12 protein-coding genes and 1 pseudogene are annotated in these 15,682 nt (G+C 66.6%); 8 read left to right on the top strand and 5 right to left on the bottom strand.

The genetic code is table 11. The features are described 5' to 3' along the window. Nucleotides 1-3 precede the first annotated feature (3 nt). Nucleotides 4-2,133 carry a catalase/peroxidase HPI gene (gene katG / locus ACILR9_RS18685; protein WP_395711458.1) on the bottom strand — a complete coding sequence of 710 codons (2,130 nt, stop codon included), beginning with the start codon at nucleotides 2,131-2,133 and terminating at the stop codon, nucleotides 4-6. Nucleotides 2,134-2,447: 314 nt separating this feature from the next. On the opposite strand from katG, the gene ettA reads away from it, so the two are divergent. From ettA to ACILR9_RS18670, 3 genes are all read left to right on the top strand, one after another. After that, the gene (ettA, locus tag ACILR9_RS18680; protein ID WP_395711457.1) at nucleotides 2,448-4,127 is read left to right on the top strand and encodes an energy-dependent translational throttle protein EttA; all 1,680 of its coding nucleotides are present in this window, start codon (nucleotides 2,448-2,450) and stop codon (nucleotides 4,125-4,127) included. Nucleotides 4,128-4,324: 197 nt separating this feature from the next. Next, a complete protein-coding gene (locus tag ACILR9_RS18675; protein WP_395711456.1) occupies nucleotides 4,325-4,879 on the top strand; it encodes an FUSC family protein in 555 nt (184 codons plus the stop codon). Between the two features lie 193 nt (nucleotides 4,880-5,072). Beyond that, nucleotides 5,073-5,507, top strand: coding sequence for a hypothetical protein (locus ACILR9_RS18670; RefSeq protein WP_395711455.1), 435 nt, complete (start codon nucleotides 5,073-5,075; stop codon nucleotides 5,505-5,507). Between the two features lie 33 nt (nucleotides 5,508-5,540). Here the strand turns inward: ACILR9_RS18670 and ACILR9_RS18665 are convergent, their stop codons facing one another. Beyond that, nucleotides 5,541-5,819: a hypothetical protein gene (locus ACILR9_RS18665; protein ID WP_395711454.1), complete on the bottom strand. Its 279-nt coding sequence runs from the start codon at nucleotides 5,817-5,819 to the stop codon at nucleotides 5,541-5,543. On the opposite strand from ACILR9_RS18665, the gene ACILR9_RS18660 reads away from it, so the two are divergent. After that, entirely contained in the window at nucleotides 5,737-6,000 is a 264-nt protein-coding gene (locus tag ACILR9_RS18660) for a hypothetical protein (protein WP_395711504.1), read from the top strand. The genes ACILR9_RS18665 and ACILR9_RS18660 overlap by 83 nt on opposite strands. A 561-nt stretch (nucleotides 6,001-6,561) precedes the next feature. Here ACILR9_RS18660 and ACILR9_RS18655 read toward each other — a convergent pair. Together ACILR9_RS18655 and ACILR9_RS18650 are read right to left on the bottom strand one after the other, a co-directional pair. Continuing rightward, nucleotides 6,562-6,924 (bottom strand): ABC transporter substrate-binding protein, encoded by a 363-nt coding sequence (locus ACILR9_RS18655; RefSeq protein ID WP_395711500.1) that lies wholly within the window; start codon nucleotides 6,922-6,924, stop codon nucleotides 6,562-6,564. Further along, nucleotides 6,924-7,907 carry a VacJ family lipoprotein gene (locus ACILR9_RS18650; protein WP_395711453.1) on the bottom strand — a complete coding sequence of 328 codons (984 nt, stop codon included), beginning with the start codon at nucleotides 7,905-7,907 and terminating at the stop codon, nucleotides 6,924-6,926. Before ACILR9_RS18650 ends, ACILR9_RS18655 begins: the two co-directional genes overlap by 1 nt. A gap of 158 nt (nucleotides 7,908-8,065) precedes the next feature. Between ACILR9_RS18650 and ACILR9_RS18645 the strand changes: the two genes are divergently transcribed. The 4 genes and pseudogenes from ACILR9_RS18645 (at nucleotide 8,066) to ACILR9_RS18630 (ending at nucleotide 14,721) form a co-directional block, all read left to right on the top strand. Beyond that, complete coding sequence (locus ACILR9_RS18645; protein WP_395711452.1) at nucleotides 8,066-9,058, top strand: methyltransferase domain-containing protein; 993 nt, start codon at nucleotides 8,066-8,068, stop codon at nucleotides 9,056-9,058. After that, nucleotides 9,055-9,975, top strand: a complete 921-nt coding sequence (metF, locus tag ACILR9_RS18640; protein ID WP_395711451.1) for a methylenetetrahydrofolate reductase [NAD(P)H] — start codon at nucleotides 9,055-9,057, stop codon at nucleotides 9,973-9,975. Before ACILR9_RS18645 ends, metF begins: the two co-directional genes overlap by 4 nt. Next, a pseudogene (gene metH, locus ACILR9_RS18635) lies at nucleotides 9,972-13,702 on the top strand (methionine synthase). The gene metF and the pseudogene metH overlap by 4 nt, the downstream one beginning before the upstream one ends. Nucleotides 13,703-13,998: 296 nt before the next feature. After that, nucleotides 13,999-14,721 carry a sulfite exporter TauE/SafE family protein gene (locus tag ACILR9_RS18630; protein WP_395711499.1) on the top strand — a complete coding sequence of 241 codons (723 nt, stop codon included), beginning with the start codon at nucleotides 13,999-14,001 and terminating at the stop codon, nucleotides 14,719-14,721. Between the two features lie 94 nt (nucleotides 14,722-14,815). Here ACILR9_RS18630 and ACILR9_RS18625 read toward each other — a convergent pair whose 3' ends face one another. Beyond that, nucleotides 14,816-15,673, bottom strand: coding sequence for a TauD/TfdA dioxygenase family protein (locus ACILR9_RS18625; RefSeq protein WP_395711450.1), 858 nt, complete (start codon nucleotides 15,671-15,673; stop codon nucleotides 14,816-14,818). Nucleotides 15,674-15,682 lie beyond the last annotated feature (9 nt).

The following is a 15,682-nucleotide window of genomic DNA, read 5'->3' as shown; positions in this document are numbered from 1 at the left end:
CGATCAACCCAGATCGAACCGGTCGAGATTCATGACCTTGGTCCAGGCAGCGACGAAGTCCTTCACGAACTTCTCCTGCGAGTCGGCGCAGGCGTAGACCTCGGCCAGCGCGCGCAGTTGCGAGTGCGAACCGAAGATCAGGTCGACGCGGGTGCCGGTCCACTTGACCTGGCTGGTCTTGCGGTCGCGTCCCTCGTAGACGCCTTGCGTGTCGGCCGACGGCAGCCACTCGGTGGCCATGTCGAGCAGGTTGACGAAGAAGTCGTGGGTCAGCGCCTCAGGCTTCGTCGTGAAGACGCCGTGCTTGGCCTTGCCGGCATTGACGCCGAGCACGCGCAGGCCGCCGACCAGCACCGTCATCTCGGGTGCTGTCAGCGTCAGCAGTTGCGCCCGGTCGACCAGCATCTCCTCGGGCGACAGGCGCGGCCTGCCGCGCAGATAGTTGCGGAACCCATCGGCGAGCGGTTCGAGCGGCGCAAACGAATGCGCGTCGGTCTGCTCCTGCGACGCATCCGTGCGGCCCGGCGCAAAGGGAACCTTTACGTCGTGCCCGGCCGCTTCAGCAGCTTTCTCGATGGCCGCGCCGCCGGCGAGAACGATCAGGTCGGCCAGCGAGACCTTCTTGCCGCCCGCCGCCGATGCGTTGAACTCCTTCTGGATCGCTTCCAGCACCTGCAACACCTTGGCGAGGTCGGCCGGGTCATTCACCTCCCAGTCCCGTTGCGGCGCGAGGCGAATGCGGGCCCCGTTCGCGCCGCCGCGCTTGTCGGATCCACGGAACGTCGACGCCGACGCCCAGGCCGTCGAAACGAGCTGAGAGACCGACAGGCCCGACGCCAGGATCTTGGCCTTGAGCGCCGTGACGTCGGTCTCCTCGACCAGCGGGTGATCGACGGCCGGGACCGGATCCTGCCAGATCAGATGCTCCTTCGGCACGAGCGGCCCGAGGTAACGCACGACCGGCCCCATGTCGCGGTGGGTGAGCTTGAACCACGCCCGCGCGAACGCGTCGGCGAACTGGTCGGGGTTCTCGTAAAAGCGCCGCGAGATCTTCTCGTAGGCGGGATCGAAGCGCAGGGAAAGATCGGTGGTCAGCATGGCCGGCGGGTGGCGCTTCGACTTGTCGAACGCATCCGGGATCGACCCGGCGCCCGCGTCATGCTTCGGCTTCCACTGGTGGGCGCCGGCCGGGCTCTTGGTCAGCTCCCAGTCGTAGCCGAACAGGTTCCAGAAGAAGTTGGTGCTCCACTTGGTCGGCGTCGACGTCCAGGTGACCTCGAGGCCGCTCGAGATCGCATCCTTGCCCTTGCCCGAGCCGAAGCTGCTCTTCCAGCCGAAGCCCTGGTCCTCGATGCTGGCGCCTTCCGGCTCGGGTCCCACAAGGGCCGCATCGCCGGCACCGTGCGTCTTGCCGAAGGTGTGGCCACCGGCAATCAGCGCCACGGTCTCCTCGTCGTCCATCGCCATGCGCGCGAAGGTCTCGCGGATGTCCCGCGCCGCGGCGACCGGATCCGGGTTGCCGTTCGGCCCTTCGGGATTGACGTAGATCAGGCCCATCTGCACCGCGCCGAGCGGATTCTCGAGATCGCGGTCACCGCTGTAACGCTCGTCGGCCAGCCACTTGCCCTCGGGTCCCCAGTAGATGTCCTGGTCGGCCTCCCAGACGTCCTTGCGGCCGCCGCCGAAGCCGAAAGTCTTGAAGCCCATCGAATCGAGGGCGACGTTGCCGGTCAGGATCAGCAGGTCGGCCCACGAGATCTTGCGGCCGTATTTCTGCTTGATCGGCCAGAGCAGCCGAAAGCGCTGCTGACCGGACCCGGCGCCACCGCGGCCGTCGCCGACCCGGTACGTGCCGGCGGCGTGCCAGGCCATGCGAATGAAGAACGGCCCGTAGTGGCCGAAATCGGCCGGCCACCAATCCTGCGAGTCCGTCATCAAGGCATGCAGGTCCTTGATCACGGCATTGAGGTCGAGGCTCTTGAATTCCCTGGCGTAATCGAACGCCTTGCCCATCGGATCGGACAGCGTGGAGTGCTGGTGAAGCACCGAAAGGTCGAGCTGGCTCGGCCACCAGTCACGGTTCGTGGCCCTGCGGGTGTCACCTGTAAACGGGCATTTGCTTTCGTCTGGCATGTTTTCCTCGGTCGTTTGCAGCCTTGAATATGCACCTACTTTAGAATTATTCCAACTTTATCGCGAGCACCGTCTGCCTGAAGGCATCGGAAGGTCTCAAGAAGATGCAGCAACTCCCTCAAATCGCACTGGAATGCCTGCCGGAGGCCGCCTATCTAGGCGCCTTCCGATCTGAAGCGAGTGGCCCAAGGAGGAGCCTGGAACCTGACGGGGATGGGAGACTCGAATTCGCCCAGAAGCAACAACAACGCGACCTCGACCTCACCCCTTCCCGCGCAGGCCCGCTCGGGCTCGAAGCATAAGGAATCAATAACATGGCAGCTTATCAATACATCTACGTGATGAAGGGCCTGAACAAGACCTTTCCGGGCGGCAAGCAGGTCCTGAAGGACATCTGGCTGTCATTCTTGCCAGGCGCCAAGATCGGTGTGCTCGGCCTGAACGGCGCCGGCAAGTCGACCCTGCTGCGGGTCATGGCGGGCCAGGACGACAATTTCACCGGCGAGGCCTGGGCGGCCGACGGCGTGAAGGTGGGCTTCCTCGAGCAGGAACCCAGGCTCAACGCCAAGAAGGACGTGCTGGGCAATGTCATGGAAGGCGCCGGCGAGATGGCGCAGATGCTGGCCCGTTTCGAGGAAGTCTCGAACGCCTTTTCCGATCCCGATGCCGACATGGACAAGCTGATCGCCGAGCAGGCCGAGCTGCAGGAGAAGATCGACGCCGGCAACGGCTGGGATCTCGGCCGCACGGTCGAGATCGCGATGGACGCGCTGCGTTGTCCGCCGGGTGACGCCGACGTCGAGAAGCTGTCGGGCGTCGAGCGCCGCCGCGTTGCGCTGTGCCGCCTGCTGCTGTCCAAGCCCGACATGCTGCTGCTCGACGAGCCGACCAACCATCTCGATGCGGAATCAGTCGCCTGGCTGGAACGCCATCTCGGCGAGTTTCCGGGCACCGTCGTGGCCGTCACCCATGATCGCTACTTCCTCGACAATGTCGCCGGCTGGATCCTCGAGCTCGATCGCGGCGCCGGCATCCCGTGGGAAGGCAACTACTCGTCGTGGCTGAAGCAGAAGGACCAGCGGCTGGCGCTCGAGGAGAAGGCCGCCGATGCCCGCCGGCGCACCCTGCAGCGCGAGCTCGAATGGATGGGCCAGAGCGCACAGGCGCGGCGCTCCAAGAGCAAGGCGCGCATCGCGGCCTACGAGCAGATGGTGGCGGAAGAGAAGCAGGCGACGCTCGACCAGGCGCAGATCGTCATCCCGGCCGGGCCGCGGCTGGGCGATCACGCGATGATCGAATACGACAAGATCTCCAAGGGCTTCGGCGACCGGCTGCTGATCGACGATCTGTCGTTCAAGCTGCCGCCCGGCGGCATCGTCGGCGTGATCGGCCCCAACGGCGCCGGCAAGACGACGCTGTTCAAGATGATCACCGGCCAGGACAAGCCCGACTCGGGCACCTTCTCGGTCGGCCCGACGGTAAAGCTGGGCTACGTCGACCAAAGCCGCGAGACGCTCGATCCCAACAAGACCGTGTGGGAGGAGCTGTCGGGCGGTCTTGACATCATCAAGCTCGGCACTCGCGAGGTGCCGAGCCGGGCCTACTGCGGCTCGTTCAACTTCAAGGGCGCCGACCAGCAGAAGAAAGTCGGCCAACTGTCTGGCGGCGAACGCAATCGGGTCAATCTGGCCAAGATGCTGAAGAGCGGCGCCAACGTGCTGCTGCTCGACGAGCCGACCAACGATCTTGACGTCGACACGCTGCGCGCGCTCGAGGAGGCGCTGGTCGATTTCGCCGGCTGCGCCGTGATCATCAGCCACGATCGCTGGTTCCTCGACCGCATCGCCACCCACATGCTGGCCTTCGAGGGCGACAGCCACGTCGAATGGTTCGAAGGCAATTACCAGGACTACGAGGCCGACCGCCACCGCCGCCTCGGCTCCGACGCCGACCAGCCGCACCGCATCAAGTACAAGCCGCTGGTGCGGCGGTAGGTCGTCGAATCATCCCCCAGCGCTGCTCGGGAGCGGCCACGAGTCCCCTCCGTCGCCGTCGCCGTATCGGCATTTTGGCCGCTACGCGGCCAAAAGCCTTTGACGGCGACACTTCACCAGCGAAGCTGGGGAGGAGAAGGAAGTGGCGTTTGTCTAGCGCCCGTCACCCGGAGTAGCGTCATCAGGGGAGACGATCGATGCCGCTGCCGCCGATGACCATCCATGCCCTGCGGGAATGGGCCGACAATGTGCGACGCGACATCCTCGGGATCCGCTTCTCGGTCAACGTCTTCATTGCCTCATCGATCGTCTGGGACGTGCTGGTGCACATCGCCGACACCAATCCGATCTGGGCGATCGCCTCGATGATCGCTGCGTCGGATCCCCAGGTCGAGGAAGCCGCGCGCATGTTCAGGAGCCGCCTCATCAACGTGCTGGTCGGTTGCGTCGTCGGGCTGGCGTTCCTCGCCGTCGGCGATCCCAGCGAATGGAAGCTTCCGGTCGCGCTTGCCGTCGCAGTCTTCGTCTCGTCCTATGTCATCCACATCCAGACCATGTGGCGCCAGGCGCCGATCACCGCCGCCCTCGTCATCGCCTCGGGCCTGGAAAGCCATTCCAAGCTGAGCGGGCTCGAGAACGGCCTGCACAAGGTCGGCGAGGTCCTGTTCGGATGCCTGGTCGGCCTGCTGGTGAGCTGGCTGATGGCCAAGATCTGGCCGGTGAGGAAGCCGGCGGCTCCGGCGCATTCCTGACATCGCCGCAATTGGACCTCCAAGCGCCGCGGGCCGGCCCCTCAACGGCCGGTATTTGGATGTTGTATGGCCCTTGTGACAACCGATCTCGCTTGCAACCAAGCCTCAAGTGCGCTTGCTTGCGGTGCGGGAAGCGTTGGGTACTTGGGTGGCCGGGCGACCTGGGAATCGCTCGATCGAGGGTGGTTGAGACATGAATACGTTCCAGCAAACGCGGGGAACGTCGCTGAACGACGTCTTCCGCACGGGAATCACCCGGCCGCAGCTTCTGCGCGGGATTGCAGCCGCCGTCAGCGTCATTGCCGGTTTCGCATTGGTGCTGCTCGCCGTGGCGGTCAGCCGCTTCCTGGCCGAACCGGGGCTCGGCAGCCCGGGCCACGTCGTCGGCCTTCGGTTGCTCGGCATCGCCCTCTTCGCCGTCGGCGTCGGCTTCTGGCCGGCGCTGGGCGGCAAGCGGGCAAGTCGTGGCCTGCTGTTCTACAGCGCGCTCGCCACGCTCTACCTCGCCACGTTGATGCTGGCGACCATGGTCAGCACCGGGACCTGGCCCGCCCGTCTTCTGGTCATCGGAGCGGCCGGCCACGGCATCGCCACCTGCCTGTTCGCCTGGACCTGGCTCAGGCGATAGCGCCCGCTCTTGCCCAGGCGGTCGCCGGACGCCTCAGATCCGCTGATCCATCTCCAGTGCCGGCTCGGGCACGTCGACGCAGCCGATGATGCGCGCCGGGACCCCGGCCGCCGTGCAGTCGGCCGCAGTAGTTCGAGCACGCTGCCGGCGGCGATCTTGGCGCGGCGCCGATCTCGATGTTGCCCAGCCTTGGCCCCGGCACCCAGAAGCACGCCGCGCCGCACCTGGGATGGCGATCGCCGCGTTCGTTGCCGGTGCCGCCCAGCGTCCGCGGCGCAGCATGGACACGCCGTCCTCGACCACGGCGGTCATCACCGATCACCACGCCGGTGCCGTGATCGATGAAGGTGCCTTGCCGGATGCGCGCGCCGGGATGGATGTCGAGGCCGAATGGCGCTGGCGCGGCTCTACGCAGGAATGGGCGAGCGTCTGCCGCCGCTGCAGCAAAGCCAATGAGCCACGCGATAGGTCTGGAACGCATGGTAGCCCTTGAACCACAGCAGCGGATCGAGGTGCGACGTGCAGGCTGGATCGCGATCCGTCACCCCAACGACGATGTCGGCGCGCGCGCGACAGCCCGATCGCCGGATCGCTGGCGAACGCTTCCTCGAAGATCTGGCGGATCAGCGCCGCCGGCACCTCGGTCGTCGCAACCAGGCGCGCCAGATGGTAGCTGAGCGCCTTCAGATCTGGTCTGGCTCAGGATCGTGGCGTGCAGGACGCCCGCCAGCACCGGCTCGGCCGCGGCTGCCGTGCGCGGCCTCGCGAACGCGCCCAGACCGGATCTACCGAGGCATGTTCTTTGCGACGGCGAGCTGTCCATGGCGCTCTCCTTCGACCGGCCGAGCTTCCTACGGAACGGCGGACCGGGAAAACGCCGCCACTCTCCCACCGGCTAGCTCGTCTGTCGGGCGCCTGCACCACCAGCGGCCCGCGCGGGACTCTGAGCTCGTCGATCAACACGTCGGCTGCACCTTGCCGCCGTTGTTCTGGATGTAGGAATGAAATCCGAACGTCTAAGTCGCGACCATGCTGGACGCCCTCGACCTTGACGTCAGCGAGGCAGGCGGCGAGCTGCCGGACCTCCCATTCGCTTGATCGGCTGACCATTGGCCTGGTTGATCCGGCTGTCCATCCACACGCCATTGGGCCGGGACGTCGTCTTGCCGACGGTGAGCGTCTGGCCGTTGTATTGGCCGAACCGTAAAGTACGGCCATGCCTCAACTGGTCGACTGCCTTGAGGAATCGTACCTGCTGCTGCTGGTCGGTCTTGTTCCAGTTCGCGCCGAGCGCCGTCTGGCCCATGTAGGGCAAGTCGAAGCTCGTCTGCAGCACCTTCTGCATCGCGGCCTGGCGGGCCGGGCCAGGCGGTGTGGCCTTGATGATCTGGATGACTTCGGTGGCCGTGCGCTCGATCAGCTGCGCGGCCGGATCTCGCCGCTGACCGGCAGCGTACGCACGTCACAACGGCGACACCGGCGGCGAGACCGAGGACAACACGACGACTGGCGAGCAGCGACACTGTTCGCTCCCTTGCAATGGCCTACTGACGGAACGCTTCCAGCACGGCGTCGATGCCGATGCCGAACGGCGAAAACCTCATTCACCAGGGCGAGATTGTCGCGGCGATCGAGCTCGCCCTTGGTGTCGGTCTTCTCGCGCTTGGCGCGGATCAGCTCGGCCCGGTTCTGCGTGTAGGCAGATCGCAGGGCGGCGTAGTAGTCGACGCTGTTCTTCTCGAGATCGTCGAGGGCGAACATGGTGCGCGAACGATAGTCGATGACGGTGAGCCCGTAGCGCGGCGCCGAATAGTAGAACCAGTCCCAGTTGAAGGCGATTGGCAGGATCTGGAAAGGATCGATGGCGTAGTCGATCATCAGCCCGGTGGCATCGCGGGCATTGGATGGGCCGGCGAGCGGCAGCATGAGGTAGAAGCCGCCATTCTCCGGCTCGACGCCCTTGCCGGCCCACATGCCGCTGGTCTTGCCGGCGTCCTCCTTGGTGCGCGTCAGGCCGAATCTGGTGGCGACATCGAACAGCCCGCCAAGGCCGATGGTCGAATTGACCAGGAAGCGCGCCATGGTGGTAGCGGCCCGGCTCGGGTCGCCCTGGAACACCTCGTTGATCGCGGTGACCGGCTCACCGAGGTTGTCGAGCACGTTGCGGACGCTCTTCTGCGCCGGCTCGGGCACCCAGTCCCGATACAGCACCGTGACCGGCCGGATCGCCATGACATCGATCGCCCGGTTGAACGAGAAAATGAAACGATTGGGGGTCTCGATGGGATCCCAGACCTCGGCGGCCCCGGTGTCGCCCGAGGCACAGCCGCCGACCAGGGCAGCTGCCAGCGCGGCCGCAGCAACGGATCGGCGAGCGCCGGCCGCCATTCCCTTGGACACGCTTGCAATCATGAACGCCAACCCCAGTGCATCCCCAGGCCCACGAAGCTCCGGGCCGGTCGTGAGCGCAGTCTTGCACAGGGCGCCTGTACTTTGAAGAGCGCTGACCGCGGCGATTCAGGGATAGATCGCGATTGCAAACATAAAGATATGCTTATATGCTTTACTTTATGGATCATCTGCTCACGCTTCTGCGCGCCGCGGCCGAGGATACGCGCTTGCGAATTCTCGCCCTGGCGGCGCGCGAGGATCTGACCGTCAGCGACTACGTCCACGTCCTGGGTCAGAGCCAGCCGCGGGTGTCGCGCCATCTGAAGCTCTTGGTCGAGGCGGGGCTGCTGGAACGGTTCCGCGAAGCCCAGTTCACGCGCTTCCGCCTGGTCACGGCGGGCGACGATGCGGCGCTGGTGCGCGAGTTCGTGCGCCGGCTCGATCCGCGGCACAGCCGCATCGCCGCCGACCGCGCCCGGCTCGATGCCCTGCAGCAGCGCCGCCAGACGGCAGCAGTGCGCTACTTCCGCGACAATGCCCAGCGCTGGGACGAGGTGCGCGCCCTGCATGTCGCCGACCGCGAGATCGAGCGCGCGCTCGCCCATCACCTGCCGATCGGCGCCCGCCGGCTGCTCGACATCGGCACCGGCACCGGCCGCCTGCTCGAGGTGCTGGCGCCCAAGGTCGAGCAGGCACTGGGCATCGACCAGTCGCGCGAGATGCTGGCGCTGGCGCGCGCCAACCTGGCCCGCGCCGGCATCGACAATGCCGACATCCGCCAGGGCGACATGTATGCCCTGCCCGTCGACTCCGACAGCTACGACGTCGTCACCATTCACCACGTGCTGCATTACGCCGACGATCCGGCGGCCGCGCTGGCCGAGGCGGCGCGTGTCGTGCGCCTGGGCGGTGTCGTGCTGGTGGTCGATTTCTCGCCGCACGACCTGGTCGAGTTGAAGCGCGAGCACGCCCACGTCCATCTCGGCTTCGCCGACAACCAGGTCCAGGGCTGGCTCAGGAGCGCCGGCCTCAACCCGCTGGAGCCCATCCACTTCCCCGGCCGGCGCCTGATGACCGGCATCTGGCGCGGCGAGCGCGACGTGCCGGAACGCAATGCGGCCCGGTCGACCGTCCTTTCCTCGCATGGAGTGTCGCGATGAGTCCCGATACCGGCCCGCTGGGCGGCCCGCTCAGCATCGCTGCTGCCGAGTTTCCCGCGCGGGCGCCGCAGCGCCTGAAGGTCTCGTTCGAATTCTCCCCGCCCAAGACCGAGGCGGCAGAGCGCACGCTGTGGGAGACCGTGGTGCGTCTCGCGCCGCTGCGTCCAACGTTCTTCTCGGTAACCTACGGCGCCGGCGGCTCGACCCGCCAGCGCACGCACGAGACCGTCGTCCGGCTGAAGAAGGAGACGGGAGTGGATCCCGCCGCGCACCTCACCTGTGTCGGCGCCACAAGGGACGAGATCGATGAGATCGCGCGGAGCTATTGGGACGCCGGCATTCGCCACATCGTGGCGCTGCGCGGCGATCCGCCGTCCGGCATGGGCGGCAAGTACTCGGCGCATCCCGGCGGCTATGCCAATGCGGCCGAGCTCATCACCGGCCTGAAGAAGATCGGCCCGTTCCAGATCAGCGCCGCAGCCTATCCCGAGAAGCACCCCGACTCGGCCGACACCGCGGCCGATCTGGAGAACCTCAAGCGCAAGGTCGATGCCGGCGCCGACCGCTGCATCACCCAATTCTTCTTCGAATGCGACGATTTCCTGCGCTTCCGCGACCGTGCCGCCGCGGCCAGCATCGCCGCGCCGATCGTGCCCGGCATCATGCCGGTGTCGAATTTCCAGGCGGTGACGCGCATTGCCGGCCTGTGCGGCTCAAAGGTGCCGACCTGGTTCGCCAACCTGTTCGACGGGCTCGACGAGGATGTCGAGACGCGCCGCATGATCGCCGCCACCGTGGCCGGCGATCTGTGCCGGCGGCTGCGCGACGAGGGCGTCGATCAGTTCCACTTCTATACGCTGAACCGCGCCGATCTCACCTTTGCGATCTGCCACTTGCTGGGAGTACGTCCGCAATGACCCATCGACAAGGCTCAGGGCAGAGCCGCATCGAAAAGGCGCAGCTCCTGCGCGATATTGCCGGCGAGCGCATCCTGGTCAAGGATGGGCCGTACGGATCGATGATCCAAAGCTACCGGCTCGACGAAGAAGGCTTCCGCGGTGGCCGCGACTTCGCCCATGACCAGAAGGGCAACAACGACCTGCTCAACCTGGCGCGGCCCGATGTCGTGGGCGAGATCTGCAACGCCTACCTCGATGCCGGCGCCGATATCCTGGCCACCAACACTTTCAACGCCAACGCCATCAGCCTGTCCGACTACGGCATCCCCGGCATGGCGCGCGACATCAACCTTGCGGCGGCGAAGCTGACGCGCGCCTGCGCCGACGTCGCGACCGCGCGCGATCCCGACAAGCCGCGCTTCGTCGTCGGCGCCCTGGGGCCGACCAACAAGACCCTGTCGGTGTCGCCCAACGTCAACGATCCGGGCTTCCGCGCCGTGACGTTCGACGAGGTGAAGGGCATCTACCGCGAGCAGATCGACGGCCTGCTCGACGGCGGCGTCGACTTCATCCTGATCGAGACGGTGTTCGACACGCTGAACGCCAAGGCGGCCCTGGTCGCCGCCGACGAGGCGGCTGAAGCGCGCGGCGAGGCGCTGCCGGTGATGGTGTCGATGACCCTGACCGATCTCGCCGGCCGCAATCTTTCCGGCCAGACCGTCGAGGCGTTCTGGCATTCGGTGCGCCACGCCCGGCCGCTCACCATGGGCTTGAACTGCAGCTTCGGCGCCACCGAGCTGCACCCCTATGTCAATGCACTCAACCCGCAGGTCGACGGCATGGTCTGCGTCTATCCCAATGCCGGCCTGCCCAACGAGCTCGGCGCCTACGACGAGCCGCCGGAGATGACGGCCAAGCTGGTGCGCGGCTGGGCCGAGAATGGCTGGCTGAACGTGGTCGGCGGCTGCTGCGGCACGACGCCCCGGCACATCGCGGCGATCGCCGAGGCGGTCAAAGGCGTCAAGCCGCGCCAGTGGCACGCCTTGCCGCCAGCGCTCAGGCTTTCCGGCATGGAAGCGGCGAGCTTCTTCTGATGACGCAGGATCGGAACGACGGCGCCCCCGAGGCACAGCGCGCCACCTTCATCAATATCGGCGAGCGCACCAACGTCACCGGCTCGGCGAGGTTCAAGAAGCTGATCCTCGAGGGCGACTATGCCGCCGCGATCGAGGTGGCGCGCCAGCAGGTCGAGAGCGGCGCGCAGATCATCGACGTCAACATGGACGAAGGCCTGCTCGACGCCGAGAAGGCGATGGAGACGTTCCTGAAGCTGATCGCCTCGGAACCCGACATTGCCCGCGTGCCGATCATGATCGACAGCTCGAAGTGGAGCGTGATCGAGGCCGGGCTGAAGTGCGTCGCCGGCAAGCCGATCGTCAACTCGATCTCGATGAAGGAAGGCATCGAGGCTTTCATCGAGCACGCCCGCAAGGTGCGCCGCTACGGCGCTGCCGTCGTCGTCATGGCATTCGACGAGAAGGGCCAGGCCGACACCAGGCAGCGCAAGGTCGAGATCTGCGCCCGCGCCTACGACATCCTGGTGAACCGGGTGGGTTTCCCCGCAGAGGACATCATCTTCGACCCCAACATCTTCGCTGTCGCCACGGGTATCGAGGAACACAACAACTATGGCGTCGATTTCATCGAGGCGACGCGCGAGATCAAGCAGCGTTGCCCCAGCGCCAAGATCTCGGGCGGCGTCTCCAACCTGTCCTTCGCCTTCAGGGGCAACGAGCCGGTGCGCAAGGCGATGCACTCGGTGTTCCTCTATCACGCCATCAAGGCGGGCATGGACATGGGCATCGTCAATGCCGGCCAGCTCGAGGTCTACGACGAGATCCCGAAGGAGCTGCGCGACGCCTGCGAGGACGTGATCCTCAATCGCCGGGACGATTCCACGGAGCGCCTGCTCGAGCTGGCGCCCAGGTACAAGGGTACCGGCGAGGTTGCCGCCACACAGGACGCCGAATGGCGCAGCTGGCCGGTCGAGAAGCGGCTGGAGCACGCCCTGGTCAAGGGCATGGACCAGTTCGTGGTCGAGGACACCGAGGAGGCGCGCCGGCAGATCGCGCGGCCGATCGAGGTAATCGAAGGTCCGCTGATGGCCGGCATGAACGTGGTCGGCGACCTGTTCGGCGCCGGCAAGATGTTCCTGCCGCAGGTCGTGAAGAGCGCCCGCGTGATGAAAAAGGCGGTGGCCCACCTGCTGCCCTACATCGAGGCGGAGAAGACTTCCACGTCGCGCAGCAAGGGCCGCATCGTCATGGCGACGGTCAAGGGCGACGTCCACGACATCGGCAAGAACATCGTCGGCGTGGTCCTGCAGTGCAACAACTTCGAGGTCATCGATCTCGGCGTCATGGTGCCGTTCCAGGACATCCTGAAATCGGCCAACGACAATCGTGCCGACATGATCGGCCTGTCGGGCCTGATCACGCCGTCGCTCGACGAGATGGTGACGGTGGCCGAGGAGATGAATCGGCAGGGCTTCAAGGTGCCCCTGCTGATCGGCGGCGCCACGACCTCGAAGGTGCACACGGCGCTGCGCATCGCGCCGCGCTACGAAGGGCCGACGGTGCACGTGCTCGACGCCTCGCGCGCCGTCGGCGTGTGCACCGCGCTCACCTCGGAGTCGAAAGGCCAGGCGCGCGAGTTCACCGCCCGCGTCGCCGCCGAGTACGAGGCGATCCGGGTCGAGCGCGGCGACGGCAAGAAGGACAAGCTGGTCTCGCTCGAGATCGCCCGGGCCAACGCCTATGCGATCGACTGGTCGAAATATACGCCGCCCAAGCCGGCGGTGACGGGCAGCCGCATCTTCGCCGAGTATCCCCTGCACGAGCTGATCGAGCGCATCGACTGGACGCCGTTCTTCCGTGCCTGGGAGCTCGCCGGCATCTATCCCAGCATCCTCGAGGATAAGGTGGTGGGCGAGAGCGCGCGCAAGCTCTTCGGCGATGCGCGCAAGATGCTGGAACGCGTGGTGCGCGAGAAGTGGCTCACCGCCAAGGGCGTGGTGTCGTTCTGGCCGTGCCGGCGCGACGGCGACGATGTGGTGCTGTACGAGGACGAGGCCCGCGACAAGGAGATGTCGCGGCTCTACTTCCTGCGCCAGCAGGTCGAGAAGCGTTCGGGCCGCGCCAACATGTGCCTGGCCGATTTCGTCTCGCCGGAGGCCGACTGGATCGGCGGCTTCGCGGTGACCGCGGGCCACGGCATCGAGGAGCATCTCGCGCGCTTCAAGGCCGACCACGACGACTACTCCGACATCCTGCTGAAGGCGCTAGCCGACCGCCTGGCCGAGGCGTTCGCCGAACGCCTGCACGAGCGGGTGCGCAAGACCCTGTGGGGCTACGCGCCCGACGAGGCGCTCGGCAACGACGAGCTGGTGCGCGAGAAGTATCGCGGCATCCGGCCGGCGCCGGGCTACCCCGCCTGCCCCGACCACAGCCAGAAGCCCGAGCTGTTCCGCCTGCTCAATGCCGGGCAGAATGCCGGCATGATCCTGACCGAGAGCTTCGCCATGCTGCCGACCGCGGCAGTGTCGGGCTACTACTTCGCCCATCCCGAGGCACAGTATTTCGGCGTCGCCCGCATCGGCCGCGACCAGGTCGAGGACTTCGCCCGTCGCCGCGGCGTGACGATCGAGCAGGCGGAGCGATGGCTGCGGCCGAACATCGGGTATTGAGCCTTTCGTGCGCCTCCCCAGCTTCGCTGGGGGAGGCGTCCGCGTCATCGCCGACGGAGAGGTCATGGGCCGGGAGCGCGCCACTCCTGTGGCGCTCTTCTTGTCGATCACACATCCCATCAGCGCCACAGGAGCGGTGCGCTCATAGGCGCCAACTTTTCAGCTCTCCTCCCCAGCTCCGCTGGAGAGGAAAGGAGGAAAGCGCTTATGAGTGTCGCGCTCCCGGCCCATGACCCCTCCGCCCCGCGAGGCGGGGCACCTCCCCGGCGACGCCGGGGAGGAGAGGACATGACATGCTGACCTACGCCCTGGTCCTCGTCGTCGGCCTGGTCGCGGGGACGGTGAGCGGCATCGTCGGCACGGGCGCCACCATCATCCTGCTGCCGATCCTGGTCTACACGTTCGGGCCGCGCGAGGCGGTGCCGATCATGGCGATCGTCGCCCTGATGTCGAACTTCGCCAAGATCACCTCGTGGTGGAAGGAGATCGACTGGCGGGCCTGCGGCGCCTATGCCGTGGGCGGCATCCCGGCCGCCGCGCTCGGCGCGCGCACGCTGCTCGTTCTGCCCGAAAGGCTGATCGACATCGCGCTCGGCCTGTTCTTTCTCGCCATGGTGCCGGGCCGGCGCTGGCTCGCCAGCCGCAACATCAGGTTCGTCGCCTGGCACCTGGTCGTTGCCGGCGCCATGATCGGATTCCTGACCGGCATCGTCGTGTCGACCGGACCGCTCAGCGTGCCGGCATTCGCCGCCTACGGGCTGGTCAAAGGCGCCTTCATCGCCACCGAGGCAGCGGGCTCGCTGGCGCTCTACATCAGCAAGGCCGTCACCTTCCGCCAGTTCGGCGCGCTGCCCGTCGACATCGTCACGAAGGGCCTGATCACCGGTTCGTCGGTCATGGCCGGAACCTACCTGGCGCGGCTGATCGTCGAGCGGCTGAGCGTCGCCACCTTCCAGCGCCTGCTCGATGGCGTGATGGCGATCTCGGGCCTCTCGCTGCTGTGGGCGGCCGTGCGCTGAGAGGCGAACTCCGGCACCATCAACAAGTTCGGGGGCGACATCGGCCGCACCAAGGCGGTGTTGTCGCTGAGACTGAAGTAGCGGGCCCGGATCGCTACGCCGTCGCCGGCTGCAGGGCGCAGCCGGAGACGGTGATGCGATGCATCAGGCGGCGCTCGCCGTGATAGTCGTTGGCGGCGTAGTGCCAGGTCGCCCGGTTGTCCCACAACGCGATCGAGCCTTTGCCCCAGCGGAATCGGCAGGTGAATTCCGGCCGCGTCGCGTGGCGGTACAGGTACTCGAGCAGCGGCCGGCTGTCCTCGGCCGTCCAGTCCTCGAAGCGCAGGGTGAACCCCGGATTGACGTAGAGCGACTTGCGGCCGCTCAGCGGATGACGGATCACGACCGGATGGAGCACATCGTCTCCCACCAGGTGCTGATTGCCATACCGGCTCGCCGACTCGGGATTGTCCTTGTGGACGCCCTTGGCGCCGAAGATGTGGGCCGAGCCGTGGACGGCGCGCATGCCTTCCAGGGTGCGTTGCAGCCCAGGCGAGAGCGTCTCGTAGGCGCGATACATGTTGGCGAACAGGGTATCGCCGCCCTCCTCCGGCAATTCGCGGGCCAGCAGGATCGAGCCCATTGCCGGCTCGGGGTCGTAGCTGTGGTCGGTGTGCCAGCCGCCGCCGATATTGGTCTTCTGCTGCGGCTCCTTGCGCACCTCGGCGATCTCGGGATAGCCCTTCGCGGCGGTGAAGAAGCGGTTGACGTCGATCGGCGCCCAGCGCCGCGCGAACGCGATGTGCTGCTCGGGCGTGAGTTTCTGGTCGCGGAAGAAGACGACGCCGTGCTCGCGGAAGGCGTGCTGCACCTCGTCCCATTGCCGATTGCTCATCGCCTTGAGGTCGACCCCGAGAATTTCGGCGCCGCAGCCGCCGGTGAGCTTGCGAATCTGCACGGACTCATAGGTCATGGGCCGTCC

It is taken from the genome of Reyranella sp. (assembly GCF_044224635.1).
Classification (GTDB): Bacteria; Pseudomonadota; Alphaproteobacteria; order Reyranellales; family Reyranellaceae; genus Reyranella.
Note: the sequence above shows the minus strand (reverse complement) of the source record. Positions and strands in the feature narration are given on the sequence as shown.